We start from the raw sequence: 23,940 nt of genomic DNA, 5'->3' as shown, positions 1-23,940 counted from the left end.
ATGGGACGAGGCTGGAAGGGCGGCAGTGGCTGGAAGGGCGGCGGCGGCTGGCAGCAGGGCGAGGTGCCTTCGGCGGACGACGCGGCGGCCTGGTTCGGCGGGCGCCTGCCCGAGGGCTGGTTCACCGGAGCGCCGGAGGTCACGGTCGACCGGGAAGAGATCATCGTGATCGGCGAGCTGCCGGCGCTCACCGAGGAGTACGCCGACGACGCGGCCCGCGCCGCGGCCGAGGACGGCCGGATCAGCCGCTACCGCGAGGAGACGCGCGACGAGCGCATCGAGATCGCGCGCCAGGCCGAGCACCGCTACCAGCGGAAAGTCTCCTGGGGCACCAAGCTCGGCGGCACGACCGTGCTGTTCACCACCCACTCGGCGCCGGTGATGACCCGGCTCCGGCAACCGGAACGCCTGGTGCTCGACACACTGGTGGACGCCGGCGTCGCGCGCTCGCGGTCGGAGGCGCTGGCCTGGGCGGTCCGCCTGGTCGGCGAGCACGCCGACAGCTGGCTCGGCGACCTGCGCGAAGCCATGACCAAGGTCGACGACCTGCGCTCGAAGGGCCCGGACCTGGCCTGACGCACGTGGGGTGCCGCCCCTCGGCGGCACCCCGCCGCTGGTGGCGAGCGACGGAGGTCCGGGCGCCTGGAGGCGACACGCGACCGCCGTCGGCGGGTGGCGGAGAGCTGTCGCCTCGCGGTGACACACCACCCATCGGCGGGTGCTGTCGCTTTGCGGTGTGACGCGGCTGCGGTCGGGCGGGTGGCGCGTAGTGCCGTCGCCTCGCGGGGGTACGTGAACCCCGTTGGCGGGTGGTGGCGTGCCACCCTGCGGCGACACGCGACCGCGGTCGGCGGGTGGTGGCGTGCTGTCGCCTTGCGGTGTCACGCGACCGTCGTGGGCGGGTGGTGGCGTGCTGTCGCCTCGCGGCAGTACGCGACCCCATCGGCGGGTAGCGGGGCGCCGCATCGCGGTGACACACCACCCGTTGGCGGGTGGCGGCGTGCCACCCTGCGGCGACACGCGACCGCCGTCGGCGCGTGGCGGGGTGCTGCCCCCTCGGCGGCACCCCGCCACGCACCGTCAGTCGGCGACCAGGATCGCCTTCCGGAACCCGAAACCCGCCTCGCGCTGTCGGCGCACGACCCAGCAGCCCGGGGCGATGCCGGTCGCCCCGTGCTCCGGGTGCACGAGGTACACCGGCAGGGCGTTGCGCACCATCGCGATCGCCAGGCCTTCGGGGTCGTTCACCCAGGTCGTCAGCCGGCACGAGCCGTGTTCGGCGACGAGGGTGTGCGGGTTGTTGCCGTCTTCGCCACGGACGAGTTCCACGCCCTCCTCGGGCAGGGGGCGCCAGCCGTGGGCGTCGATGCCGGTCATCTCTGCCGGGACGACGATCAGGTCGCCTTGGGCCTGGAGCCCGTCGATCACCGGGACGGCGACCTGCCGGTCGAGGTGGCCGAGGACGTCGAGTCCGGTGTGGTCGAGCAGTTCTGCGAGATACATGCGATCACCTATGTGGTTCAGGTCCGACGCCGCAGCTGCGCGTGATGGGCTCCGCTGAGCCCGTACGTCCAGCCGGCGGCGTCGAGGGGATGGTCGAATCCGGCGGGGACACGCAGTCCGTAACGGCGGCGGGTGCCGTCACGCTCCACAGAGCCGTTCACCGCCAGCAACAGCCGGGCGGGCGCGCGCCACGGCTCCGGCCACGCGTTGTAGAGCAGGAGTTCGCAGCCGGGGTTGCCGGGATCCTCGGCGTGGGCGAGCAGTTCCAGGCCGGCGTCTTCGACGAAGGCCGCCCAGCCGACGTGCTCGATCGCGCAGCGGCGCACTTCGACGTTGCGCTCGCCGGTGATCCGGTCCGCCGTCGGCGCGTCGATCACCCAGGACGGCACCCGCGTCCCGTGCCACGCGTGCACGGTCCAGCCGTCGGGGAACGCCAGCGCCGGCCCGTTCCCGTTGTGCAGCCGGGCTTCGCCGTGGTCCGACGGCAGCCGTTCGGTGCGCGCGACGAGCGGCCGTTCGGCGATGACGCAAACGTTTTCGCGGGGCCACCACCAGCCGCAGGACCGGGCGAGCGTCGCCCACAGGTCGAGCTGCGCGACGTCGCCGGGGGCGAACCGCACGCCGTCGACCCGCCGGTGGAGGTCGTAGTGCGCGACCCAGTAGGCGTCCTGCTGGCCGTACCAGTGCAGCCCGGACGACGTCGCGAGCTCGCCGCGCAGCACCCAGGCGACCGAGTCCCGGATCGTCCGGCGCAACGCGGGCGCGACACCGTTGTTGAGGAGTTCGCGCACCGAAGCGCCGCCGCGCGGCGGGTCCGGCCACCGGTACCGGTCCCGCCAGGCCCCGACGTACTGGTCGAGGCGCTCGCGCAGGGACGTCACCAGCGTCGCTATCAGTGCTTCGACCGGCAGGTCACCGCCGAGCGAAAGCGCTTGCGCGGGTGGGATCAGCGCGACGGCGGCCGCGGGCGAACCGACCCAGGCGAACTCGGGTGCTGACTGCCCGGCCAGCGCGTACAACTCGCTGATGACGGCTTCCGCGGTCCCGCGCTCGGCGGGTTCGGTGCTCAGCGCGTGGCGCAGCCACTCATCGCGGATTTCGAGGACCCGGGAATCATCGCCCGGGACGGGGATGCGGCGGGGTTCCCGCCGCGGGGTGCTCAACGCACCAGGGCGCGCACGCCCTTTCGGATCGACATGATCCGATGATTACAGGTGTTCCGTGGACCACGCAAGGGTGATCTGAACCTGCGGGATCCACGCGGCTGGGGCACGCTGACTACTAACGAGTAGCAAGTACTTTTCGGAGGAAGCCGTGGACGTGCCCAATGTGCCCGCGAAGGTGGATCCGGACGCGCTGACCGCCGTCCTCGACGGCCGCTGGGCCGAGCTGCGCCGTGGCGTGCGCGCCGAGATGAGCGGCTCGGAGTTCCGTGATCCGATCGACCTCGACATCGAGGCCCACCGCGCCCAGGTGCTCGACCAGCTGCGCGCGCTCGCCGCGACCGACCGGCCCGGCCTGGGTTTCGACCCGGCCTACGGCGGGGGCGGTGACGTCGGCGGCTCGGTGACGTCGTTCGAGATGCTCGGCTTCGGCGACCTGTCGCTGATGGTGAAGGCCGGCGTCCAATGGGGACTGTTCGGCGGCGCCGTCCAGCTGCTGGGCACCGAACGCCACCACGCGAAGTACCTGCGTGAGATCAAGGACCTCGACCTGCTCGGCTGTTTCGCGATGACCGAGCACGGCCACGGTTCCGACGTCCAGCACCTGCGCACCACCGCGACCTTTGCCGACGGTGGGTTCGTGCTGCACACGCCGGACACCATGGCCAAGAAGGAATACATCGGCAACGCGGCCCGCGACGGCCGGATGGCCGTGGTGTTCGCGCAGCTGATCACCGGCGACGAGTCCCGCGGTGTGCACGCGTTCCTGGTGCCGATCCGGGACGAGGAAGGCAATCCCGCTCCCGGAGTGTCCATCGAGGACTGCGGTCCCAAAGCGGGCCTGAACGGTGTCGACAATGGACGGTTGAGCTTCGGCAACGTCCGGGTCCCGCGCGAGGCCCTGCTGAACCGCTTCGGCGACGTCGACGAGTCCGGCGCGTACTCGAGCCCGATCGAGAGCGACAGCCGTCGCTTCTTCACGATGCTGGGCGCGCTGATCCGCGGCCGGGTGAGCGTCGGCGGCAGCGCGGGCAGCGCGACGAAACGCGCGCTGGCGCTGGCTGTCCGCTACGGCGAGGTCCGCCGCCAGTTCACGAAGCCGGACGGCGACGAGGTCGTCGTTCTCGATTACCTGGCGCACCAGCGGAAACTGCTGCCCGCGCTGGCGAAGACGTACGCGCTGCACTTCGCCCAGGAGGAGCTGGTCTCGAAACTGCACGACATCGACTCGTCGGCGCCGGAAGAAGAACAGCGTGAGCTGGAGTCCCGCGCGGCCGGGCTGAAGGCGGCGAACACCTGGCACGCGACGGCGACGATCCAGACCGCGCGCGAGGCGTGCGGCGGCTCGGGTTACCTCTCGGAAAACCTGCTGGCCGGGCTGAAAGCCGACACGGACGTCTTCACGACGTTCGAAGGCGACAACACGGTGCTGCTGCAGCTGGTCGCGAAGGGCCTGCTGACCAGCTTCAAGCAGGACTTCGAGGACCTGAGCCCGCTGGCGACGGCGCGGTTCTTCGCCGAGCAGGTGGTCAGCACCGTCTTGGAGCGGACGTCCGCGCGCAAGGTGTTCGAACGGCTCACCGAGGCGTCCGATTCGGACGTGTTCTTCCGCCGCGACTGGCAGCTCGGGCTGTTCGAGGACCGCGAGGAGCACGTCGTCGAGGGCGTGGTGAAGCGCTTGCGCAAGGCGGGTGACGACCCGTTCGGTGTGTTCAACGCGGCCCAGGACCACGTGCTGCGCGCCGGCCGGGTGCACGTCGAACGCCTGATCCTGACGGCGTTCGCCGCGGCCGTCGAGCGGTGCGAGGACCCGGAAGCCCGCACGGTGCTGGAGCGCGTCTGCGACCTGTACGCGCTGTCGGCGATCGAAGAGGACCTGGCCTGGTTCCTGGGCCACGGCCGCCTGTCGGCGTCCCGCGGAAAAGCCGTTACGGCGGCGGTGAACGGCCTGTGCGCGGAGCTGCGCCCGCACGCCCGGACCCTGGTGGACGCGTTCGCGATCCCGGAGCAGTTCCTCCGCGCGCCGATGCTGACGTCCTGACCTGCCCGCCGGAACCGGGGTTGCCTCGGTTCCGGCGTTCGACGTGCGGCACCGACGACAAAGGGGCGGCGCGCTGTGCGCGTCCGCCCCGGCTGCCGCCGTGCACCCCGGGCGGCCGGCTTCGGGGAGCCGGCCGCCCGCTCAGGGTTACGACTTGCGGTGCTTGCCGTTGTCGTCGGTGACCTCGAACTGCTCCTTGCGGACCTTGCCCGACACCGTCTGGTCCTCGGTGACCGTCTCGGTCTTGAGGCGTGCCCGCTCGACGGCCACGGTTTCCTTGTTCACGACCGGCTTTTCGGCGTGCAGGATGATGTCCTGCTCGTCCTCGCCGATCTCGGCCCGCCCGCCGGCGCCGTCCTTGATCGGCTCGCGCTCGATGCGCACCTCTTCGTGGCTCACCGGCACGGTGATCTGCTGCTCTTCGGTGACGACGTACTTGCGCAGCCGCACGTGCCCGGTCTCGACCTGCTCGGTCCCGACGTTCAGCCGCTCCTCGGAGCGCGTCATGGTCCGGTCGCCGTCGCGGCCCATCTTGTCGCGGCCCGCCTTGTCCCGGCCGGCGGCGTCCATTTCGGACCGCCCGCGGCCCGCGCCGTCCATTTCGGACCGCCCGCGGCCCGCGCCGTCCATTCCGGACCGGCCGCGGCCGGCGTCGCCCATGGCGGCCTGCCGGGTCCCCGCACTGTCCATTCCGGACTGCTCACGGCCGTTGCCCTTGCCCTGCGCCATCCGGTCGTCCATCCGCCCGTCGGGCGACGTCCGCGGCACCGGCAGGCCGTAGTGCTTGTAGAGCTGCGCGCTCTCCTCCGGCGAGAGGTGGCCGTCGGCGTCGATGCGGGGCGCGTCGGAGACGCTGTCCTTGTCGACCTGGACGTGCACGCCGTCCTGGTCGGTGTGCGCACCGGAAAGCGGGACGAAGCTCTCCTTGGTCCCGAAGAGGCCGGTCTTCACCGTGATCCACTCCGGCTGGTGCGTCGCGTCGGCGAGGTAGACGTTGCCGACCTTCCCGAGCTTGTGGCCGTTCGGGTCGACGACGGCACTGTCGATGAGCTCCTGGGGCTGCATGGTCTTGGCCATCGCGGTGCTGCTCCTTCCACGCGTTGAGTGTGTCTGGGGCAACGGTCGGCCGTGGTCTTGATCACGGCAACCGTCGTGGTGTCCCTGTGGGTGACCCCCGAAGGTGCGGGTTTGAAGCACCGCCCGCGGGCTAAGTCCGAGGTGTCGCCGCAGGTCAGAGCCATGGCCCGCGACGCGATCCGCGGGCCCGGCGTTGGTGCGAAGGTGTGTAACCCCGGGTGGCTGGGAAAGACAGGGCATGGACGAGTGCGAAGTGATGTGGCGCGTCCCGGCCGACGCGGACGCCGTGATGCAGTTCGTCGGCTGGGACCACCCGCTGCCGGCGGTGGTGCTGAAGCTCGGCGAAGTGACGGTGACGCTCGCGCCGCCGCGCAACCGCGCGGAAGAGTCCGAGTTCGCGCGCTTCCTGGTCAACCTCGCGGCGGCCGCCCGGGACGCGGCGAAGCAGTTCGTGTGACCGGCGCCACTGTCACAACGTCGCGCGCGGCTTCGTCAAGGGGGTGAAACCGGACGAGGGAAGGAAAAGACCATGGATGCACGGCTCGACATGTTCGAGAACGAGGTCGCCGGCAAGTTCGTCAAACGCCTTGTCGCGGCGTCCCGCCCCGTCGAGGAGTCGACGCTGCCCAAGGCGACGCAGGAGCTGGTGAAGATCCGGGCCAGCCAGATCAACGGCTGCGGCGTCTGCCTGGACATGCACACGAAGGACGCGGCCCACGCGGGCGAGACGTCGCTGCGCCTGAACCTGGTGGCGGCGTGGCGCGAGGCGACGGTGTTCACCGAAGCGGAGCGCGCGGCGCTGGCCCTGGCGGAGGAGGGCACGCGCCTGGCGGACAACCACCACGGCGTCGGCGACGACACGTGGGCCGAGGTCCGCAAGCACTTCGACGACGAGCAGGTCGGCGCGCTGGTCGTGCTCGTGGCGATGATCAACGCCTGGAACCGGCTGAACGTGATCGTCCGCAACCCGGCGGGTGACTACCAGCCGGGAATGTGGGCCTGACCTGGGGGAAGGGGACTCTCGCGAGTCCCCTTCCGCGCGTCAGGACGACTTCTGCCCGTCAAGCGCCTCACGCAGGATGTCCGCGTGCCCGGCGTGCTGCGCGGTCTCGGCGATGACGTGCAGCAGCACCCGCCGCACGCTGCGCACGGCGCCCGGCTCGTTCCAGGGCGCCTCCGGCAGGAGGTGCGTCGCCGAAAGGTCCACGGTGGCGACGACCTCCGCGGTCCGGGCGGCGACCTCCTCGTAGCGCTTGAGGATCCCGGCGAGCGAGTCGCCGGGCAGCATCCGGAACTCGTTCTGGTGATCGATGGCCCACTGCGGGTACTCCCGAGCGGTCCCGGCGGCGAAGTCGGCCCAGGTCACGCCGTCGGGCAGGTCGTAGCGCAGCGCCGAGGGCCCTTCGACGGCCCAGCGCAGCCACCCTTCCTCGATGGTCGCGACGTGCTTGATCAGCCCGCCCAGGCACAGGGCGGAGACGGTCGGGTGTTCGCCGAGCTGCTCGTCGGTGAGGTCCCGGACGGTGTTCGTCAGGGCAGCCCGCGCGACGGCGAGCTCGGCGATCAGGTCGGCGGTTTCGTTGTTCTCTGGCATAGGACCACCCTCGCAGGGGTAGCGGCCAGGAAGTGTCCTCTTCTCGGGGCATCATGGAACCCATGCCGAAGACCTCGGGCCGCCTGCTGTCGTTGCTCTCGTTGCTCCAGTCCCGCCGCGACTGGCCGGGAGCGCTGCTGGCCGAGCGCCTGGAGATCAGCCCGCGCACGGTCCGCCGAGACGTCGACCGCCTGCGAGAACTCGGCTACCCGATAGCGGCGATCAAGGGCCCGGACGGCGGCTACCGCCTGGACGCCGGCACGGAACTGCCACCCCTGTTGTTCGACGACGACCAGGCAGTGGCCCTGGCGGTAGCCCTCCAGCTGGCGGTCACGACGGGAGCAGGAATCGAGGAGGCCGCGGCTAGAGCGTTGACCACGGTCCGTCAGGTGATGCCCTCGCGACTGCGTCACCGCATCTCGACCCTGCAGGTCACGGCAGTCGCCCGCCCTTCTTCCGCCCAGGCGTCCCCAGCGGTGTTGCTGGCCCTGAGCACGGCGATCCACGCGGCCGAGGTCCTGCGGTTCGACTACGCGTCGGCGGTACGCCGAGCCGAGCCCCACCACCTGATCACGTGGGGAGGCCGCTGGTACCTGGTGGCGTGGGACCTGGACCGCGAGGACTGGCGCACGTTCCGCGCGGACCGCATCACCCCGCGAACGCCGACCGGGCCGCGTTTCAAGCCGCGTGAGCTGGGCGACGTGGGCGCCTTCGTGACGTCCCGTTTCCGGGGATCTTCGACTCCGGAATGGCCCTGCCAGGGCGAGGTGATCCTCGCCGCGCCGGCCGCGGAGGTGGCGCCGTATGTCCACGAGGGACTGGTCGAGGCGCTGGACGCTTCGCACTGCCGGGTGGCGATGGGCGCCTGGTCATGGCCGGCCTTGGCGGCATCCTTCGGCCGGTTCGACGCGGACATCGAGGTGGTCGGCCCGCCGGAGCTGAAGGAAGCGTTCGCCGAACTGGCCACCAGGTACGCCGCGGCCGCTGCCCGGTGACGAGCACGGTGTGTCTCCGGATGAGAAACGGCCCACGGACGGCGGCGCGCTGCTCCGGGGTGAGCGGCTGATCGGACATGCTGTCGAGGTAGGCGAGCACCGGTCCGGCGTCGGGATCACACCGGTACCGCGCCACTTCGACGGCACCGAACCGGTACCAGAAGTTCCTCGCGTGCCTGCGCACCATCGACAAGAACGTGTCCGCAGGCTCGAGGTCCACGTGGTGCCTGGCTGCTCAAGAACCCCGGTACCACTTGCACTTCACCCCGACCGGCTCCAGCTGGCTCAACCTCGTCGAACGGTTCTTCGCCGAGATCACCGCCAAACTGCTCCGCCGCAGTGTCCACTGCTCAGTCACGGCCCTTGAACGCGACATCCGAGACTGGATCGCCCAGTGGAACACCAACCCTCGGCCCTACGTCCGGACCCGCACCCCTGATCAGATCCTTGAGTCAGTCGCCGCCTACTGCCGACGAATTAACGACTCAGGACACTAGGCGTACATGGCCAGCCAGATCGCGATGTAGTGGCAAATCGCCGCCAGCACCGTGCAAGCGTGGAAGTACTCGTGGTACCCGAACGTATCCGGCCAGTGGTTGGGCCACTTGAAGCCGTAGAACGCCGCGCCCAGGGTGTAGAACAGCCCGCCCACGCACAGCAGCACCAAAGCCGCCACGCCCGCGTGGGACAGCAGCTCCGGGAAGACGAACACCGCCACGTAGCCCAGCGCTATGTAGATCGGCACGCCCAGCCAGCGCGGTGCGTGGGGCCACAGCATCTTCAGCGCCACGCCGAGGACAGCGCCGCCCCAGACGATCGAGAGGACCACGTAGCCCGTGGGCTTGGGCATCGCCAGCAGGGTGAACGGGGTGTACGTGCCCGCGATGAACAGGAAGATCATCGAGTGATCCGCCCGCTTCATCCACTTGTACGCGCGGGGGCTCCACAGCCGGCGGTGGTACAGCGCGCTCACGCCGAACAGGCCCAGGATCGTGACGCCGTAGATCGATACCGCCAGAGTGGCGATCGCGGACACTGTGGACGCGGCCAGGCTGATCAGTGCCGCCGCCGCCGCGAGGGCACCGAAGAACGTCCAGAAGTGGATGTGGCCCCGGAGGCGGGGGCGCAGGTCCACTACGGGCTCTGGGGATTCCGTCGTCACACTCACACAACCAGGTTACGGGACCGTAGGTTCCCGGACAGCGGTCAAGTCACACGCCTCACACCGGGTGCGTAGTCTTCCTCGACGTGAGTGTTCGCTCCTTCTTGTCCGACGTCGTGTACAGCGCCTACGGCAGGCGCCTCATCCAGCAGGCCCGCGGCCGGCATCCCCGGCACATCGCCATCATGCTCGACGGCAACCGCCGGTGGGCGCGGGAAGCGGGCTTCGCGGACGTCGCGGACGGCCATCGGGCCGGCGCGAAGAAGATCGCGGACTTCCTGAGCTGGTGCCACGAGGCTGACGTCGAGGTCGTCACCATGTGGCTGCTCTCCACCGACAACCTCAACCGCGACCCGGACGAGCTCACGCCGCTGCTGAAGATCATCACCGACGTCACCGACGAGCTCGCCGCGCCGGGTACGCAATGGCGGCTGCGGATCGTCGGGGCGCTCGACCTGCTACCCGCCGAAGTCGCCAAGCGACTCAGCGAAGCCGCCGCGCGCACCGAAGGGCGCACCGGCATGGAGGTCAACGTCGCGGTCGGTTACGGCGGGCGCCAGGAAATCGCGGACGCTGTGCGCAAGCTGCTGCTCCACCACGCCGACGAAGGCACCAGTATTCACGAGCTGGCGAAAATCCTCGACGTCGACCACATCTCCGAGCACCTCTACACCTCGGGGCAGCCGGATCCGGATCTCATCATCCGCACTTCCGGTGAACAGCGGCTTTCCGGATTCCTGCTCTGGCAATCCGCGCATTCGGAATTCTGGTTCACCGAAGCCTATTGGCCGGCATTCCGCCGCGTCGACTTCCTGCGGGCTATCCGCGACTACGCCTGGCGGCACCGCCGGTTCGGTTCCTGAGCACCCCTGACACGGCGAAAAGCCCCGGAGCGGACTCCGGGGCCTTGCGCGCGACCTGACTCAGTGGTGGTGGTGCTCCAGCGAGTGCAGCACCAGCGCCGGCGAGGTCAGCACACCGGCGTAGGCGCCGGCGACCAGGGACGCGGCGCCGTAGCCGAGCGCGCCGCCACCCTCGATGAACGTGGCGTAGGCGTCGCCGAACGACGGGTCCGGGGTGTAGCCGTGGTCGTCCGTCGTGGCGGCGAACGCGGTGCTGCCGATCATCATGAGGCCCGCAGCGGTGGCGGCCACGAAACCAGCCTTCTTCAGCACTTCGCACACTCCTAGATAGAACTGTTGGGATCCGGGGCACCGGAGGACCGGTGGTGTGTCCCGCAGTCAAAAAATTACTCGCTTATCGGGCTTCTCGTACGTCTTGTACGCCCATTGTGTGAGCCCGATGCGGGGCCTTTCACTCGGTACGGTTCTCTCTTCGCTACGCAAAATGCATTCCTCAACCGAACGTGGTAGAACCCCGAAGCCGATCTTGTAAATACGCCGAGTCAGTGAATTGACCAAGATCATCCGGGCGGGTGGGTATCGATCGAGACGGCGACTACTCAGAGCCACCGTCACCAGGCGTTGATGTCGGACGACCGACAGTGAGGTGACGATCTGGCGAATCACCGGGTTGGCTTCCTGCGCGATCACCGATTCGTGGGTACCTTCCGAGATGAGGGCACGCGATCCGTGCGGGTCCTCGCGGGAGGCCCTGGTCGTGACGGTGATCGAGGGGGCGGCGCAGCCGCCCACGAGACGCACGAGGGGGCCGGCACCCGGCCCTCGTGGCCGCGCCGCCTGACAGCTCGTCAGGCGGAGTGGTCCAGCCAGGGAGGTGCCCGGCCCAGCGAGTGCGGGCGTGAGGTGCACACGCCCTCGAGGGAGATGCCGTCGTGACTGCGCAGCGTTTACCCCGTAAGGCCTCTGGCCGTTCTTCGACCGGTGCCGTTCCTGGCCCGGAGAAAGCCTCGACCTCGCCCGAAACCCAGCAGCACATGTACGTGCTCGACACGTCGGTCCTTCTGTCGGACCCGTGGGCGGTGACCCGCTTCGCCGAGCATGCGGTCGTGCTTCCGCTGGTCGTCATCAGTGAACTGGAGGCGAAGCGCCACCACCCGGAGCTCGGCTGGTTCGCCCGGGAATCCCTGCGCATGCTCGACGACCTGCGCCGGCAGCACGGCAGGCTCGACGCGCCGCTCCCCATCGGGGACCACGGCGGCACGCTGCAGGTGGAGCTGAACCACTCGGACCCGACGGTGCTCCCGATCGGGTTCCGCACCGACTCCAACGACCACCGGATCCTCGCCTGCGCGCTCAACCTGGCGGCGGAGTTCCCGGCGGTCACGCTGGTGACGAAGGACATCCCGCTGCGGGTCAAGGCCGGGGCCGTGGGCCTCGAAGCGGACGAGTACCGCGCGCAGGACGTCACGCCGTCGGGCTGGACGGGCATGGCGGACGTGGACGTCGAGCACGACGTGCTGGACACGCTCTTCGGCGGCGGCACCGTCGACCCGGTCGAGTACGGCATGGACGAGCTCGCCGAGCTGCCCTGCCACACCGGGCTGCGGCTGCTCGCGGGCAGCTCCAGCGGGCTGGGCCGGATCACGGCGGACAAGCGCATCCGGCTGGTCCGGGGCGACCGCGAGGCGTTCGGCCTGCACGGCCGCAGCGCCGAGCAGCGCATCGCGCTCGACCTGCTGCTCGACGCCGACGTCGGCATCGTCTCCCTCGGCGGTCGCGCCGGCACCGGCAAGTCGGCGCTCGCGCTGTGCGCCGGGCTCGAAGCCGTGATGGAACGCCGGCAGCACCGCAAGGTCGTGGTGTTCCGGCCGGTCTACGCGGTCGGCGGCCAGGACCTCGGTTACCTGCCCGGGTCCGAGAGCGAGAAGATGCAGCCCTGGGCGCAGGCGGTGTTCGACACCCTCGGCGCGCTGGTCAGCCAGGAAGTCCTGGACGAGGTGTTCGACCGCGGCATGCTCGAGGTGCTGCCGCTGACGCACATCCGCGGCCGCTCGCTGCACGACGCGTTCGTGATCGTCGACGAGGCGCAGTCCCTGGAGCGCAACGTCCTGCTGACGGTGCTCTCCCGGCTCGGCACGGCGTCGCGCGTGGTGCTCACCCACGACGTCGCGCAGCGCGACAACCTGCGGGTCGGGCGGCACGACGGCGTCTCGGCCGTGATCGAGAAGCTCAAGGGCCACCCGCTCTTCGCGCACGTCACGCTGACGCGCTCGGAGCGCTCGCCGATCGCCGCCCTGGTCACCGAAATGCTGGAGGACCACGGCTGAGCTTGAACTGCCGTGAGGGGCACCTTCAGGGACATCTAAGCCCTGAAGGTGCCCCTCACGGCGTTTACCAGCCCGAGGGGAGCGGACGGCCTTCCGCGAAGCCGGCGGCCGATTGGACGCCCAGCAAGGCCCGCTCGTGGAACTCTTCCAGCGTGCGGGCGCCGGCGTAGGTGCAGGAGGACCGGACGCCGGAGCCGATCGAGTCCAGCAGGTCCTCGACGCTCGGGCGCGCCGGGTCGAGGGACATCCGCGACGACGAGATGCCCTCCTCGAACAGCGCCTTGCGCGCGCGGTCGAACGAACCGTCGGTGCGGGTCCGTGCGCCCACCGCACGCTTCGACGCCATCCCGAACGACTCCTTATAGGGCCGGCCCTGCTCGTCGAACCGCAGGTCGCCGGGAGATTCGTAGGTGCCGGCGAACCACGAGCCGACCATCGCCGCGGACGCGCCCGCGGCCAGCGCCAGCGCGACGTCACGTGGGTGGCGGACGCCGCCGTCGGCCCAGACGTGCTTGCCCAGCTCGCGCGCGGCGGCCGCGCACTCGGCGACGGCCGAGAACTGCGGGCGGCCCACGCCGGTCATCATCCGGGTCGTGCACATCGCGCCCGGCCCGACGCCGACCTTGACGACGTCCGCGCCGGCCTGGATCAGGTCGCGCGTGCCCTCGGCCGTGACGACGTTCCCGGCGACCACCGGGACCTGCGGCGACACCGACCGGACGGCCTTCAGCGCGGCGATCATCTTCTCCTGGTGGCCGTGCGCCGTGTCGACGACGAGCACGTCGACGCCCGCGGCGAGCACGGCCTCGGCCTTCGCCGCGACGTCGCCGTTGACCCCGACGGCGGCCGCGACACGCAGCTTGCCGCCGTCGTCGACCGCCGGGGTGTAGATGTCGGCGCGCAACGCGCCGACCGCGGTCAGCACGCCCGCGAGCCGGCCGTCGGCGTCCAGGCCCAGCGCCAGGTGCGCGCCCTGGGCGTGCAGCAGCTCGAAGACGTGCCGCGGCGGCGTGTCCAGCGGGACGACGGCGGTCGGCGGCTGCGCGACGTCGGCGAGGCGCGCGAAGCGGTCGACGTTCGCGCAGGCCGCTTCGGTGACGATGCCGGTCGGGCGGCCGTCGCCGTCCACGACCACGACGGCGCCGTGGGAGCGCTTGTGGACCAGGTTGAGGGCGTCGGCGACGGCGTCGCCGCCGGTCAGCACCAGCGGCGTGTCCCAGACGGTGTGGCGGCTCTTGACCCAGCCGACGATGTCGGCGACGGCCGCGCTGTCGACGTCCTGGGGCAGCACCACCAGGCCACCGCGGCGGGCGACGGTCTCGGCCATCCGGCGGCCGGCGACGGCGGTCATGTTCGCCACGACGATCGGGATGGTGGCGCCGGTGCCGTCCGCGGTGGACAGGTCGACGTCGAAGCGGGACTCCACGTCCGAACGGTTCGGCAACAGGAACACGTCGTCGTAGGTCAGGTCGTGGGCGGGCCGGTGGCCGTCGAGGAAACGCACGAGTCCCCAGGCTACGTGGCTCGGCAGGAGACGGCGAACGCGGCCGGGTGCGTGGGAGGATCGGGGCATGAGCCGCCGCGACCGGGACGCCGAGGGGCGAGCACGCAACGCACGGCCGCGCGACGGCCTCGGCCGCCCGCTGCCGTACGGCGCCGACGGCGTCGAGCGCCAGCCGGAGGGCATCGTCCGGACGCCGGCGCAAACGCTTGCGGAGGCCCAGCACCTGCTCGACGACGGCAAGCCGTTCCACGCGCACGAGGTCTTCGAGGACGCTTGGAAGACCTCGGACGGCCCGGACCGCGAGCTGTGGCGCGGTCTCGCGCAGCTCGCGGTGGGCCTGACACACGCGGCGCGCGGCAACACGTCCGGCGCCGCGTCGCTGCTGGAGCGCGGCGCGGCGAACATCGAGCCGTTCCGCAGCGAGCCGCCCTACGAGATCGACGTCGCGGGGCTGCAGCGGTGGGCGCGGGACCTGGTGGAAGAGGCGAAGCAGCGGGTCCGGGTGGAGCCCGTCCCGCCGCGGCTGATGTGCTGATCGCGCTGGGGCCGCGGTCATCACGGCGGTGGCGTCGCTGGTCGCGCCGCTGAAACCGAACGCCGCGCGGAGATCCGTTCGACCGAGTCTTCCTCCCACCAGTTGTCCGTACCGCTGCCGGCAACTTGGGCCGGGCGATCGAGGAGTTCGCCCTCGTCGCCCGGAAGCGCACTGCCTGAGGCGGCACTTTCACGTGAAAGTGCCGCCGCTTCTCAGGGCTGGTCCCAGCCGGTCGAGGCGGACTTCTCCGCGCCGAGCTTCGTGCCCTCGCCGTGGCCCGTGTGGACCTTCGTGGCGTCGGGGAGCGTGAACAGCTTCTCCCGGATGGACTTCACGATGGTCGGGTAGTCCGAATAGGACCGTCCGGTGGCGCCCGGGCCGCCGTGGAACAGGGTGTCGCCGGTGAACAGGACGCCCAGGTCTTCGGCATACAGGCAGACCGCGCCCGGCGCGTGGCCCGGCGTGTGGATCACGCGCAGTTCCGTGCCCGCGATGGTGATCGTCCGGCCGTCCGCCAGTTCGCCGTCCGGGGCGCGGTCCGGGTGGGTGAGGTCCCAGACGACCCGGTCGGCCGGGTGCAGCAGGATCGGCGCGCCGGTGGCTTCGGCGAGCGCCGGGGCGGCGTTGACGTGGTCGTTGTGCGCGTGCGTGCAGACGATCGCGACGAGCTTCCGGTCGCCGACGACGTTCTCGATCGCCTTCGCGTCGTGCGCGGCGTCGATCACGATCACCTCCGCGTCGTCGCCCACGATCCACACGTTGTTGTCGACGTCCCAGCTGCCTCCGTCGAGCTCGAAGACGCCAGAGGTCACCAGGTTCTGCACGATCGCCGTCATGCGCCCGACCCTAGTGGTCGGGGCCTGACACAGCTGACATACCGTCGGTATCTACTTTCGGGTAGCCTTACTGCCGGTAAGTCGACGTGAAGGAGCAGCGATGATCCGGGACCTGCTGGCCGAGCCGCTCAAGCTGCGCTGCGGCGCCGTGCTGCCCAACCGGCTGGTCAAGTCGGCGCTCAGCGAGCAGCTCGGCGACCGGCGCAACGCCCCGACCCGCGAACTGGCCGAGCTGTACCGGACGTGGGCGCGCGGCGGCGCCGGCACGCTGATCACCGGCAACGTCATGGTCGACCCGAGCGCGCTGGGCGAGCCGCGCAATGTCGCCGTCAGCCCCGATCCGGACGTCTACCGGCCGTGGGCGCGGTCGGTCGAAGGCACCGAAACGCAGCTCTGGGTGCAGCTGAACCACCCGGGACGGCAGAGCCCGCGCTACCTGTCGTCCCGTCCGGTCGCGCCGTCCGCGGTGCCCTTCGGCGATCGAGGCGTCCGTACCGCCTTCGCTGCTCCGCGAGCACTGTCCGGCGAAGAGATCGAAGCGATTGTCGAACGCTTCGGCGTCGCGGCGCGCACGTTCGCCGACGCGGGCTTCGCGGGCGTACAGATCCATGGCGCGCACGGCTACCTCGTCTCCCAGTTCCTCTCGCCGCTGACCAACCGGCGGACCGACGCCTGGGGCGGCGACGCCGCCGGCCGCCGGCGGTTCCTGCTCGAGGTCGTGCGGCGCGTGCGGGAAGCCGTCGGCGACGACGTCCCGGTGTCGGTCAAGCTCAACAGCGCCGACTTCCAGCGCGGCGGCTTCACCGAGGACGAGTCGCTCCAGGTCGTCCACGCTCTCGGCGAAGCGGGACTGGACCTGCTGGAAGTCTCCGGCGGGACGTACGAGAAGGCCGCGATGATGGGCTCGGGCCGCGCGAGCACTCAGGCGCGCGAAGCGTACTTCCTGGACTACGCCGCGAAGGCGCGCAACGTCTCCGACGTCGCATTGATGGTCACCGGCGGCTTCACCACGCCCGGCGGGATGGCCGACGCGCTGAGCTCCGGCGAACTCGACGTCATCGGGCTCGGCCGGCCGCTGGTCGTCGACCCCGGGCTGCCCGCACGGTTGCTGGCCGGCGAGGACGTCGAGGCGCAGCGGCGCTGCCCCAAGACCGGCATCCGGCTCGCCGACAGCCTGCTGGAGATCCAGTGGCACACCCGGCAGATGCACCGGCTCGCGGCCGGGCGGCCGGTGGATTCGCGCGGTGCGGCGCTGACCCTCGTGCAGGCCGGGTTCACCGACGGGCTCAACGCGTTCCGCCGCGTCCGGGGTTAGCCGTCGGACGGCTCAGACGACTAGGGCAGCTCAGACGGCTTCGGCCCGCGCCTCGGCGGTCGCGGCCCGGTGCAGCGCGCGGCGGTGGAACGACCGGTCGGCCAGGAACAAGCCCGCCGCGAGCACGGTGAAGAACACGCCGATGGCGACGCAGTTGAGCGCCACGCGGCCGTAGCCGAGCGCGCCCGCGTCGACGAACGGGTACGGGTAGAAGCCGGTGAGCGCGCCGCGCGGCAGGGTGAACGCGAGCCACGCCGCCGGGTAGATCAGCGACCACCAGACCGTCGGCCAGGTCAGCGCGCCGCGCGGGCCGGCGAGCAGCCAGCCGAGCACGAACAGGATCGGCGTCACCTTGTGCAGCATCGTGTCGGCGAACAGCGGCAGCCCGTGCAGCTCGTACAGGCCGGCGAGGGCGACCTGGTAGACGATGCCGGTCACGATGATGCCGGCGAGCGCGTCGAGCCAGAGCACGCGGAACGGCCCGGTGACGCGGGCGGCGCCCAGCGCGACGATCAGCGAGGTCACGATGACCAGCAGGTTCGAGTCGATCGTGAAGAAGCAGAACAGGTTCGCGATCCGCGCGCCGGCGCCGCTGAACTGACCGGTGGTGTCGCCCGCGGTGGCGATCACCTGGCTGACCAGGCCGGTCAGGGCGACCACCGCGGTGACCGCGAACCAGGTGCGCGTGAGCTTCGAACCGTGCATCCCCGGAGGATACCGGCTGGTAACCGCGGTGGGGTCCTTTGTGGACCACTCGATCGAGTCAGGCCCGCCGGTGCCGTGTTCCCGGCCGGGACGTCGATCGCACGCCGGGCGGATCGCTGTCGCCGAACCCGGGCGCGCCCCGGAGGGTGGTGGTGAACGCCTCGTACTCGGCCTTCTGCTCGACCGGCAGCTGGCTGAGCTTGAAGCTCTGCCCTGCGTCGTCTTGATCACGAACCGGCCCTGAAGATCACGTTTCTTGACCGAGGCCCGGTTCGTGTCCGTGATCGTCGGCGGCGTGCCCGCCGTGACCGTGCCGCTCTTTTCCTCGAACGGCACGATCACGAGCTCGGTCTGCCCCGGCCGGAAACCCAGTGCGAAATTGCCGACGCTGGTGGTGCGGAAAACGATGAAGTTCTTTTGCTTGATTTCCGCGGCGTACACTTTCGTGTAGCTCGTCCCGTCGGAGACGGCCGCGTCGAAAGCGGCGTGGATCGCCGCAGTTTCGGTTAAAGCGTCAGCGGAGTGCCTTCACCAATGCGGGAACGAAGACCGACGCGTCGACCGTGCCCCAGCCACTGGCGATGTCGAAACCCTTCGCCGCGGTGAAGCCGGTGACGCCGTCCTGGCTGTTGTCGCCTTCGGTGACGTCGACGATGCCCGCCTTGGCGCCGGCCGGGCCGAGCTTCGTGTACAGCACCGGGTTGATCTGGCCGAGTTTGCCGCCCTTGGCCTGCACGGCCAGCGCGAGCACACCGGCGAACAGCGGCGCGGACTGCGACGTGCCGAACACGCCTTCCATGCTGATGTCCGGGAACGAGCGCATCTTGCTGCCGGTGATCTTCTTGACGCCGTCCTGCCAGTTCGGCCGCGCGTACGTCTTGGAGAGGCCCGCGCCTTCGGAGAAGCCGTTGTCGGCGACGTTCACGACGTCGTCCGGCTTGGTGCGGGCCCCGGTCGTGTCGAGGTGCAGCTGGGTGCCGCCGAGCGTCGTGACACGCGGGTCGGACGCGGGCCAGCTGGCGACGCGGTACGGGTAGTTGCCCGGCCCGTAGAGGTAACCGCCGGTCGGGCCGTCGTCACCCGAGGAGGCGACCATCGTGATGCCGGCCTTGCTCGCACGCTCCAGCGCCGGGTCGAGTGTCTTGATCGAGTCGAACGACGGGAAGTTCTCCTCGGTCGTGCCGAAGCTCATCGAGATGACGTCGGTCAGCTTGTGCTCGGTCAGGTAGTCGACCGCGTGCATCATCTCGGGCAGGCCGGTGAAGCCCTGCGTCTCGGCGACGGGCGTAGCCGCGACGATGATCTTCGCGTTCGGCGCCAGGGCGTGCATCATCGTGACGTCGAGGTCGGTCTCGCCGCCCCAGCCCTGGCAGGTCGCGGTGTCGACGCCGGGGTCGGTGCACGCCGGCACCGGGCCGGACGGCTGCAGGATCTCGACGTTCGCCGGCGGCAGGCCGTGGTTCTTCGAGTAGGTGTCGAGCACCTGCTTGACCTGGTCGTCGCCGAACGACACCAGCGTCGTGACCGTGCTGCCCGCGCCGGTGATGCCGTTGTTCCAGAGCTTCGTCGCGTTGTAGGCGGTGCTCTCCTTCGGCAGCGTCGACATCGCCGCTTCCAGCTTCGCGACCCGCTTCTGCACGGTGTCCGCGCCGACGAACGACTGCGCGGCCGCCGAGAAGTGGTGCTTCGACGGCTGGTGCCCGGCGTCCGGCGTGCTCGGCACGGGCGTCGCACCGGCGGGTGCGGCGAACGCGGTCACGAGCAGGGTCGTGCTCGCGAGCAAACCGGCGGCAGCGCGCAGTCTCATGCTTTTCTCCCCTGGCTGAAGGAAACTCCGTCAGCCACTCTGGTCAGGACGGGGAGAAGGCAACATCGACTTTCGTCTTTCCTTTTAGGAGGAAAGCACCGCGAAGACGCTCGATGTCGTGATCGATACTTTCGTTTCAGCCTCCCTTTCGAGAGCGGTTCGGGGCAGACGGACGACTCGCGTACCTGGACGGACGACTCGCGTACCTGGGAGGACGACTCGCGTACCTGGGAGGACGACTCGCGTACCTGGACGGACGACTCGTGGTCAGGCTCCTTCCGAGCGGTCGCCTTGCAGCAGGCCGCGGACGGTGTCGATCGTGTCCGCGTCGGCGGCTCCCTTGTCCGGGCGGTAGCGGACCACCCGGGCGAAGCGCAGCGCGAGGCCGCCCGGGTAGCGCGTGCTGACCTGGGCGCTGTCCAGCTCGATCTCCACCACGACCTCCGGGCGGACGTACACCGTCCAGTCGTCGCGGTGGGTCTCGATCTCCTGGAACGTCGCCGTCTGCCAGGCGAGCAGCTCGTCGGTCATGCCCTTGAAGGTCTTGCCCACCATGATCGGCGGGCCGCCGTCCGGGTCGCGGGCGCCCAGGTGCAGGTTCGACAGCTTGCCCGTGCGCCGGCCGTGGCCCCACTCCGCCGCGAGCACGACCAGGTCGATCGTGTGCACCGGCTTGACCTTGAGCCACGCGCGCCCGCGCCGCCCGGCCGCGTACGGCGCCGCCAGGTCCTTGACCATCACACCCTCGTGCCCGGCCTCCATCGCCGCCTCCAGCACCTCGGCGGCGCGCGAAACGCCCACCTCGCCGGGGATCACGTGCGCCCCGGCGACCTTGCGCAGCGCCGCGTTGCGCTCGGACAGCGGCGCGTCCAGCAGGTCGACGCCGTCGAGGTGCAGGCAGTCGAAGAAGTACGGCCGCAGCAGCAGGGCCTTCACCTGCTCCTCGCGGGTGCTGCCGAACCGGCTCATCGTGTCCTGGAACGGCCGCGGTCGCCCGGCGTCGGTCAGCGCCAGGGTCTCGCCGTCGAGCACCACCGATTCGCACGGCAGCGCCCGCACGAGTTCGACCAGCTCCTGCACGCTGCCGGTGATCTCGCGCAGCGTCCGCGTCCAGACGTGCACCTCGTCACCTTGGCGGTGCACCTGGATCCGCGCACCGTCCATCTTGTACTCGACGATCGCCTCGGCGTGCTCGGTGACGGCCTCTTCCAGCGACTCCGCCGGCGACGCCAGCATCGGCCGGATCGGCGTGCCCAGGGTCAGCCGGAACTCCGCCAGCGCCGCCTGCCCGCCGGTCAGCGCCGCGACGCCGGTGGTCGGCAGCTTGCCGGACAGCATGAACGCCCGCCGGACGTCCACGGCCGGGACGTCGGCCGCCGCCGCGACCGCGTCGACCATCACACCCTCGAGCGCGCCCTGCCGCAGCTCGCCGGTGACCAGCCGGAACAGGAACTCCTGCTCGCCCTTCGTGAGCCGCACGAACAGCGCACGCAGCACCTCCTGCCGCCGTGTCGACGAGCCGGTGCCGGCCGCCACACCGGCCGCCGACGTCAGCGCTTCGTCGACCTCCAGCACCGTCACCACCGGCTCCGGAGCGGGCGACGCGCCGAGCCCGGCCAGGGTGCGCCAGCCCGCACCCAGCCGGTCCTGCGCCGTCTGCCCGGTCAGGTACGCGATCACGACGGGCAGCTCCGCGACCTCGGCCGCGCGCAGCAGCGTGGCCAGGAGGGCGATCTTCGCCTTCCTGGACCTCGTCGCCGCCAGGTCGGCGGACGCCCGGACTATCTCGGTGAGCAACACCCCGACATCATGACCCGGACCACCGACAATTTCTCGGTGATCAGATGTCCGCCCTGGTGCAGACGGGGTCGAGCAGGCCGTCCTTGGCCACGCACGGCACGAACCCGGCGTCCTGCAGCTCGGCCCGCGCGGTCGGGCTCGCCAGGTAGTCCAGAAACCGCTTCAGCACGCTGCCGTTGTCGGGTACACCCTTCGTATACAGGTACTCGACGGTCCAGAACCGGTAGCCGGCGTCGATCGTCGTGACGTCGGGGTAGTGGCCGTCGAGCTGCACGACGCCGACCTGCCGGTCCTTCGCCGCGGCCGCCTTCGCCGCCGGGACGTCCGCGTACCCGATCGCCCCCGGCACCGCGCCGACCTCGGTGAGCACCTCGGCCGTCGTCCCGCGCTCGCAGCGCGTGGTCGCCGCCGCCGGATCGCGCTCGGGCTTGCGGCACGAGTCCGACGTCAGCCGGTCTTCCGCGCCGCCGAGCACCTTCTGCTCGAACGTCTTGCGGGTGCCCGACTCCTGCCCGCGCCCGACGATCCCGATCGGCACCGACGGCCCCGGCCGGAGCTGGTCCCAGTTGCGCACACGGCCGCCGAAGATGTCCTTGACCTGCTGGGTCGTCAGCCGGTCGACGCCGGCCGCGCGGTTGACGACCAGCGTGTAGACGACCACGGCGACGGCCTTCGCCTCGAGATCCGCGCCCGCTTCGCCCGACCGGCCGTCCGACAGCACCGCCAGCTCGTTCCGGCCCGCCGCGTCGACCGGCGCGAGCGCGCGGACGCCGGTGACGCTGCCGGTCGCGCGGGTCGTGATGGCCGCGCCGTCGCACTGGCCGTGGTACTCGGCGGCGATGCCCTTGATGATCGGGACGAACGCGCTCGAGCCCTCGACCGACAGCTTCCCGGTGGCGCAGAGCGCGGTCTCGCCGGACGGCCGTGACCACGACACGAGCAGCGTCGCCAGCAGCGCGCCGGTCAGCAGCACCCCGACCGCCGTGGTGACGACCGGCCAGGTGACCCGCCGCTGCTTGCGGTCGTCCTTGATCCGGCCGGCGGCGAGCCGGGCGTGGTGCTCGATCTCCTTGCTGATCTCGCCGTCATGCCCGTCGGACTCGCGGAGCACGACCACCAGCTTGAACTTTTCCTTGCGCTTCAAGGAAAGCCTGGCGAACCGGACGCCGTGCCACGCGGGTGCTTCGGGCACGGGTGTCTCGGCAAGCCGCTTGGGCAGCCACGCGCGCACCCTCGACAGCTTCGCGCCTTCCACCGGCCGCTGCGGGGTGTCGCGCGTGAAGAACTCCAGGCCGTCGCGGACGTGCTGGCGCAGGCCGTCGTCGGTCGCGTCGGACACCCGCGCGTCCCAGACGATCCGGCTGCCGAAGGTGAACGACAGCGGGATTTCGAAGTCCTCCGGCGCGATGTCGAAGCCGCCGGTGTTGCGGACCCGGATCACCACGACGCTCATCCGGCTCAGCAGCCGCGCGGTGCGCTCCAGCTGCGGGTCTGCCTGTGCGGAACCGTTTTCACCGTCGTGGAGGTCGATCGGGGAGAGGCCGATCTTCGAGTTGTAGAGCACCCGGAACGCCAGCCGGCGGCGCCGGATGAAGTAGCGGTCCACGAACGGCGCGGCCATCGCGACCAGCGCGGCGAGGCCCAGGACGAGACTGCCCGAATCCGAGCTGAGGATCTCGGCGAGTGACTGCATCGTCGCGCCGACGCCCACCGTGCCGCTCCTCTACCCCCGACTCCCCAGGTGGACGAGCGTAGGCAGCCGTCACCCGCGGTGGGGGTGCGACGGCCGAGTGTTCACCGGTCGTTCACCGCTGGGGGCCTCGGCGATCCAGCTGGCCAGCAGGCCGAGCGCGCGGGCGGACTCCGAACCGGGTTCGGCGTGGTAGATCACCAGGCCTGGTCCGGGTCGTCGGGCAGGCGCAACGTCTCGTAGCGCAGCCGCAGCTCGCCGACGACCGGGTTGAGCATGAGCTTCCAGCCCTGTGCCTTCTCCTGCACGTGGTGCTCGGCCCACAGCGTGCGGAACTCGGCGCTGGCCAGCGAAAGCTCGCCGATCAGCTGGGCGAACTTCGGGTCGCCGGGGTGGCGGCCGCTCTCGGCGCGCAGGTTCGCGACGAGCTCGCGGCACACCGCGTCGTACTCGGGGTGCAGCTGCCTCGCGCGCTCGTCCAGGAAGAACAGCTTCGGCATGCTGCGCTCGTCGAGGTTGCCGAAGTCGAACGCGACCGCGCCGCCGAGCGCGTTCCACGCCAGGACGTCCAGGTAGCGGCCGAAGATGAACGCCGGCGCCTGGAGGGCGTCCAGCATCAGCTGCAGCTCGGGCCGGATCCGCTGGGGCCCGAGCCGGTCACGCCGCTTCGGCGCGGCGAGGTTGCGCAGGTAGGACTCCTCGTCCGGGCGCAGCCGCAACGCGCGGGCCAGCGCGTCGAGGATCGCCTCCGAGACGTTCTTCGCGCGGCCCTGCTCCAGCCGCGTGTAGTAGTCGACGCTGATGCCCGCGAGCTGCGCGATCTCCTCGCGGCGCAGCCCGGCCACCCGGCGCCGGGTGATTCCCTGCGGCAGGCCGACCTCGTCCGGTTCGAGGGCGGCACGGCGCGCCTTCAGGAAAGCGCCGAGCTCGGCTGCGTCACTCATGCCCCCAGTATCCCCGGCGCACGACGTCCAGCCTGGTACTGCCGGACCCAGGCGGGACGCGGCCTGGCTCGGCCCCCGG

Annotated in this window: 23 protein-coding genes and 1 pseudogene; 10 read left to right on the top strand and 14 right to left on the bottom strand. The window is 70.7% G+C overall.

Translation table 11 applies throughout. From position 1 onward, the window contains the following. Entirely contained in the window at positions 1-576 is a 576-nt protein-coding gene (locus tag OHS18_RS24125) for a hypothetical protein (protein ID WP_328449029.1), read from the top strand. Between the two features lie 504 nt (positions 577-1,080). Here OHS18_RS24125 and OHS18_RS24120 read toward each other — a convergent pair. Both OHS18_RS24120 and OHS18_RS24115 read right to left on the bottom strand, forming a co-directional pair. Then, positions 1,081-1,503, bottom strand: a complete 423-nt coding sequence (locus OHS18_RS24120; RefSeq protein WP_328612492.1) for a hypothetical protein — start codon at positions 1,501-1,503, stop codon at positions 1,081-1,083. A 17-nt stretch (positions 1,504-1,520) separates the two neighbouring features. Continuing rightward, the gene (locus tag OHS18_RS24115; protein WP_328612491.1) at positions 1,521-2,666 is read right to left on the bottom strand and encodes a DUF6745 domain-containing protein; all 1,146 of its coding nucleotides are present in this window, start codon (positions 2,664-2,666) and stop codon (positions 1,521-1,523) included. A gap of 151 nt (positions 2,667-2,817) precedes the next feature. On the opposite strand from OHS18_RS24115, the gene OHS18_RS24110 reads away from it, so the two are divergent. Further along, positions 2,818-4,707 carry an acyl-CoA dehydrogenase family protein gene (locus OHS18_RS24110; RefSeq protein ID WP_328612490.1) on the top strand — a complete coding sequence of 630 codons (1,890 nt, stop codon included), beginning with the start codon at positions 2,818-2,820 and terminating at the stop codon, positions 4,705-4,707. Positions 4,708-4,854: 147 nt separating this feature from the next. On the opposite strand, the gene OHS18_RS24105 is transcribed toward OHS18_RS24110, so the two are convergent. Then, positions 4,855-5,784, bottom strand: a complete 930-nt coding sequence (locus OHS18_RS24105) for a PRC and DUF2382 domain-containing protein (protein ID WP_328612489.1) — start codon at positions 5,782-5,784, stop codon at positions 4,855-4,857. Positions 5,785-6,022: 238 nt separating this feature from the next. Here OHS18_RS24105 and OHS18_RS24100 point away from each other — a divergent pair, with 238 nt between their 5' ends. Together OHS18_RS24100 and OHS18_RS24095 are read left to right on the top strand one after the other, a co-directional pair. Next, entirely contained in the window at positions 6,023-6,241 is a 219-nt protein-coding gene (locus tag OHS18_RS24100; protein WP_328449038.1) for a hypothetical protein, read from the top strand. Positions 6,242-6,313: 72 nt separating this feature from the next. Beyond that, on the top strand, positions 6,314-6,787 hold the full coding sequence (locus tag OHS18_RS24095) for a carboxymuconolactone decarboxylase family protein (protein ID WP_328449040.1): 474 nt from the start codon (positions 6,314-6,316) through the stop codon (positions 6,785-6,787). Positions 6,788-6,826: 39 nt separating this feature from the next. Here OHS18_RS24095 and OHS18_RS24090 read toward each other — a convergent pair whose 3' ends face one another. Further along, a complete protein-coding gene (locus OHS18_RS24090; protein WP_328612488.1) occupies positions 6,827-7,378 on the bottom strand; it encodes a DinB family protein in 552 nt (183 codons plus the stop codon). A gap of 62 nt (positions 7,379-7,440) precedes the next feature. On the opposite strand from OHS18_RS24090, the gene OHS18_RS24085 reads away from it, so the two are divergent. Further along, positions 7,441-8,373: a helix-turn-helix transcriptional regulator gene (locus tag OHS18_RS24085; RefSeq protein WP_328612487.1), complete on the top strand. Its 933-nt coding sequence runs from the start codon at positions 7,441-7,443 to the stop codon at positions 8,371-8,373. Positions 8,374-8,866: 493 nt separating this feature from the next. Here the strand turns inward: OHS18_RS24085 and trhA are convergent, their stop codons facing one another. Beyond that, the gene (gene trhA, locus OHS18_RS24075) at positions 8,867-9,508 is read right to left on the bottom strand and encodes a PAQR family membrane homeostasis protein TrhA (protein WP_328459203.1); all 642 of its coding nucleotides are present in this window, start codon (positions 9,506-9,508) and stop codon (positions 8,867-8,869) included. Between the two features lie 113 nt (positions 9,509-9,621). Here trhA and OHS18_RS24070 point away from each other — a divergent pair, with 113 nt between their 5' ends. Continuing rightward, positions 9,622-10,398: an isoprenyl transferase gene (locus tag OHS18_RS24070; protein ID WP_256475555.1), complete on the top strand. Its 777-nt coding sequence runs from the start codon at positions 9,622-9,624 to the stop codon at positions 10,396-10,398. Positions 10,399-10,458: 60 nt separating this feature from the next. On the opposite strand, the gene OHS18_RS24065 is transcribed toward OHS18_RS24070, so the two are convergent. Both OHS18_RS24065 and OHS18_RS24060 read right to left on the bottom strand, forming a co-directional pair. Further along, positions 10,459-10,710, bottom strand: coding sequence for a hypothetical protein (locus tag OHS18_RS24065; protein ID WP_326944344.1), 252 nt, complete (start codon positions 10,708-10,710; stop codon positions 10,459-10,461). A gap of 66 nt (positions 10,711-10,776) precedes the next feature. Then, positions 10,777-11,199 carry a hypothetical protein gene (locus OHS18_RS24060; protein ID WP_328449050.1) on the bottom strand — a complete coding sequence of 141 codons (423 nt, stop codon included), beginning with the start codon at positions 11,197-11,199 and terminating at the stop codon, positions 10,777-10,779. A 233-nt stretch (positions 11,200-11,432) separates the two neighbouring features. Here OHS18_RS24060 and OHS18_RS24055 point away from each other — a divergent pair, with 233 nt between their 5' ends. Next, positions 11,433-12,725, top strand: coding sequence for a PhoH family protein (locus OHS18_RS24055; protein ID WP_328449052.1), 1,293 nt, complete (start codon positions 11,433-11,435; stop codon positions 12,723-12,725). Positions 12,726-12,789: 64 nt separating this feature from the next. On the opposite strand, the gene OHS18_RS24050 is transcribed toward OHS18_RS24055, so the two are convergent. After that, positions 12,790-14,229: a GuaB1 family IMP dehydrogenase-related protein gene (locus tag OHS18_RS24050; protein WP_328612486.1), complete on the bottom strand. Its 1,440-nt coding sequence runs from the start codon at positions 14,227-14,229 to the stop codon at positions 12,790-12,792. A gap of 67 nt (positions 14,230-14,296) precedes the next feature. Here OHS18_RS24050 and OHS18_RS24045 point away from each other — a divergent pair, with 67 nt between their 5' ends. Then, the gene (locus OHS18_RS24045; RefSeq protein WP_328612485.1) at positions 14,297-14,764 is read left to right on the top strand and encodes a DUF309 domain-containing protein; all 468 of its coding nucleotides are present in this window, start codon (positions 14,297-14,299) and stop codon (positions 14,762-14,764) included. Positions 14,765-14,976: 212 nt separating this feature from the next. Here OHS18_RS24045 and OHS18_RS24040 read toward each other — a convergent pair whose 3' ends face one another. Further along, a complete protein-coding gene (locus OHS18_RS24040) occupies positions 14,977-15,600 on the bottom strand; it encodes an MBL fold metallo-hydrolase (protein ID WP_328449058.1) in 624 nt (207 codons plus the stop codon). Positions 15,601-15,700: 100 nt separating this feature from the next. Between OHS18_RS24040 and OHS18_RS24035 the strand changes: the two genes are divergently transcribed. Next, entirely contained in the window at positions 15,701-16,915 is a 1,215-nt protein-coding gene (locus OHS18_RS24035; protein ID WP_328612484.1) for an NADH:flavin oxidoreductase/NADH oxidase family protein, read from the top strand. 30 nt (positions 16,916-16,945) lie between these two features. Here the strand turns inward: OHS18_RS24035 and OHS18_RS24030 are convergent, their stop codons facing one another. Next, on the bottom strand, positions 16,946-17,620 hold the full coding sequence (locus tag OHS18_RS24030; protein ID WP_328612483.1) for a Pr6Pr family membrane protein: 675 nt from the start codon (positions 17,618-17,620) through the stop codon (positions 16,946-16,948). Between the two features lie 256 nt (positions 17,621-17,876). Between OHS18_RS24030 and OHS18_RS24025 the strand changes: the two genes are divergently transcribed. After that, positions 17,877-18,071 (top strand): hypothetical protein, encoded by a 195-nt coding sequence (locus OHS18_RS24025; protein WP_328612482.1) that lies wholly within the window; start codon positions 17,877-17,879, stop codon positions 18,069-18,071. A gap of 63 nt (positions 18,072-18,134) precedes the next feature. Here OHS18_RS24025 and OHS18_RS24020 read toward each other — a convergent pair whose 3' ends face one another. The 4 genes and pseudogenes from OHS18_RS24020 to OHS18_RS24005 all read right to left on the bottom strand — a co-directional run bounded on the left by OHS18_RS24020 (position 18,135) and on the right by OHS18_RS24005 (position 23,861). After that, positions 18,135-19,427 (bottom strand): S53 family peptidase, encoded by a 1,293-nt coding sequence (locus OHS18_RS24020; RefSeq protein ID WP_328612481.1) that lies wholly within the window; start codon positions 19,425-19,427, stop codon positions 18,135-18,137. Positions 19,428-19,694: 267 nt separating this feature from the next. Next, on the bottom strand, positions 19,695-21,227 hold the full coding sequence (locus tag OHS18_RS24015) for an ATP-dependent DNA ligase (protein WP_328612480.1): 1,533 nt from the start codon (positions 21,225-21,227) through the stop codon (positions 19,695-19,697). 40 nt (positions 21,228-21,267) lie between these two features. Continuing rightward, complete coding sequence (locus OHS18_RS24010; protein ID WP_328612479.1) at positions 21,268-22,938, bottom strand: PstS family phosphate ABC transporter substrate-binding protein; 1,671 nt, start codon at positions 22,936-22,938, stop codon at positions 21,268-21,270. A 51-nt stretch (positions 22,939-22,989) separates the two neighbouring features. Then, positions 22,990-23,861: pseudogene (locus OHS18_RS24005) on the bottom strand (helix-turn-helix transcriptional regulator). Positions 23,862-23,940: the final 79 nt, after the last annotated feature.

Source organism: Amycolatopsis sp. NBC_00355 (assembly GCF_036104975.1).
Taxonomy (GTDB): domain Bacteria; phylum Actinomycetota; class Actinomycetes; order Mycobacteriales; family Pseudonocardiaceae; genus Amycolatopsis.
Note: the sequence above shows the minus strand (reverse complement) of the source record. Positions and strands in the feature narration are given on the sequence as shown.

Excerpts from the sequence above, each read along its gene's own strand:
- OHS18_RS24125 (WP_328449029.1), top strand. The coding sequence starts at position 1 with ATGGGACGAGGCTGGAAGGGCGGCAGTGGCTGGAAGGGCGGCGGCGGC.
- OHS18_RS24120 (WP_328612492.1), bottom strand. The coding sequence starts at position 1,503 with ATGTATCTCGCAGAACTGCTCGACCACACCGGACTCGACGTCCTCGGC.
- OHS18_RS24105 (WP_328612489.1), bottom strand. The coding sequence starts at position 5,784 with ATGGCCAAGACCATGCAGCCCCAGGAGCTCATCGACAGTGCCGTCGTC.
- OHS18_RS24100 (WP_328449038.1), top strand. The coding sequence starts at position 6,023 with ATGGACGAGTGCGAAGTGATGTGGCGCGTCCCGGCCGACGCGGACGCC.
- OHS18_RS24095 (WP_328449040.1), top strand. The coding sequence starts at position 6,314 with ATGGATGCACGGCTCGACATGTTCGAGAACGAGGTCGCCGGCAAGTTC.
- OHS18_RS24090 (WP_328612488.1), bottom strand. The coding sequence starts at position 7,378 with ATGCCAGAGAACAACGAAACCGCCGACCTGATCGCCGAGCTCGCCGTC.
- OHS18_RS24085 (WP_328612487.1), top strand. The coding sequence starts at position 7,441 with ATGCCGAAGACCTCGGGCCGCCTGCTGTCGTTGCTCTCGTTGCTCCAG.
- OHS18_RS24055 (WP_328449052.1), top strand. The coding sequence starts at position 11,433 with ATGTACGTGCTCGACACGTCGGTCCTTCTGTCGGACCCGTGGGCGGTG.
- OHS18_RS24045 (WP_328612485.1), top strand. The coding sequence starts at position 14,297 with ATGAGCCGCCGCGACCGGGACGCCGAGGGGCGAGCACGCAACGCACGG.
- OHS18_RS24040 (WP_328449058.1), bottom strand. The coding sequence starts at position 15,600 with ATGACGGCGATCGTGCAGAACCTGGTGACCTCTGGCGTCTTCGAGCTC.
- OHS18_RS24035 (WP_328612484.1), top strand. The coding sequence starts at position 15,701 with ATGATCCGGGACCTGCTGGCCGAGCCGCTCAAGCTGCGCTGCGGCGCC.
- OHS18_RS24030 (WP_328612483.1), bottom strand. The coding sequence starts at position 17,620 with ATGCACGGTTCGAAGCTCACGCGCACCTGGTTCGCGGTCACCGCGGTG.
- OHS18_RS24020 (WP_328612481.1), bottom strand. The coding sequence starts at position 19,427 with ATGAGACTGCGCGCTGCCGCCGGTTTGCTCGCGAGCACGACCCTGCTC.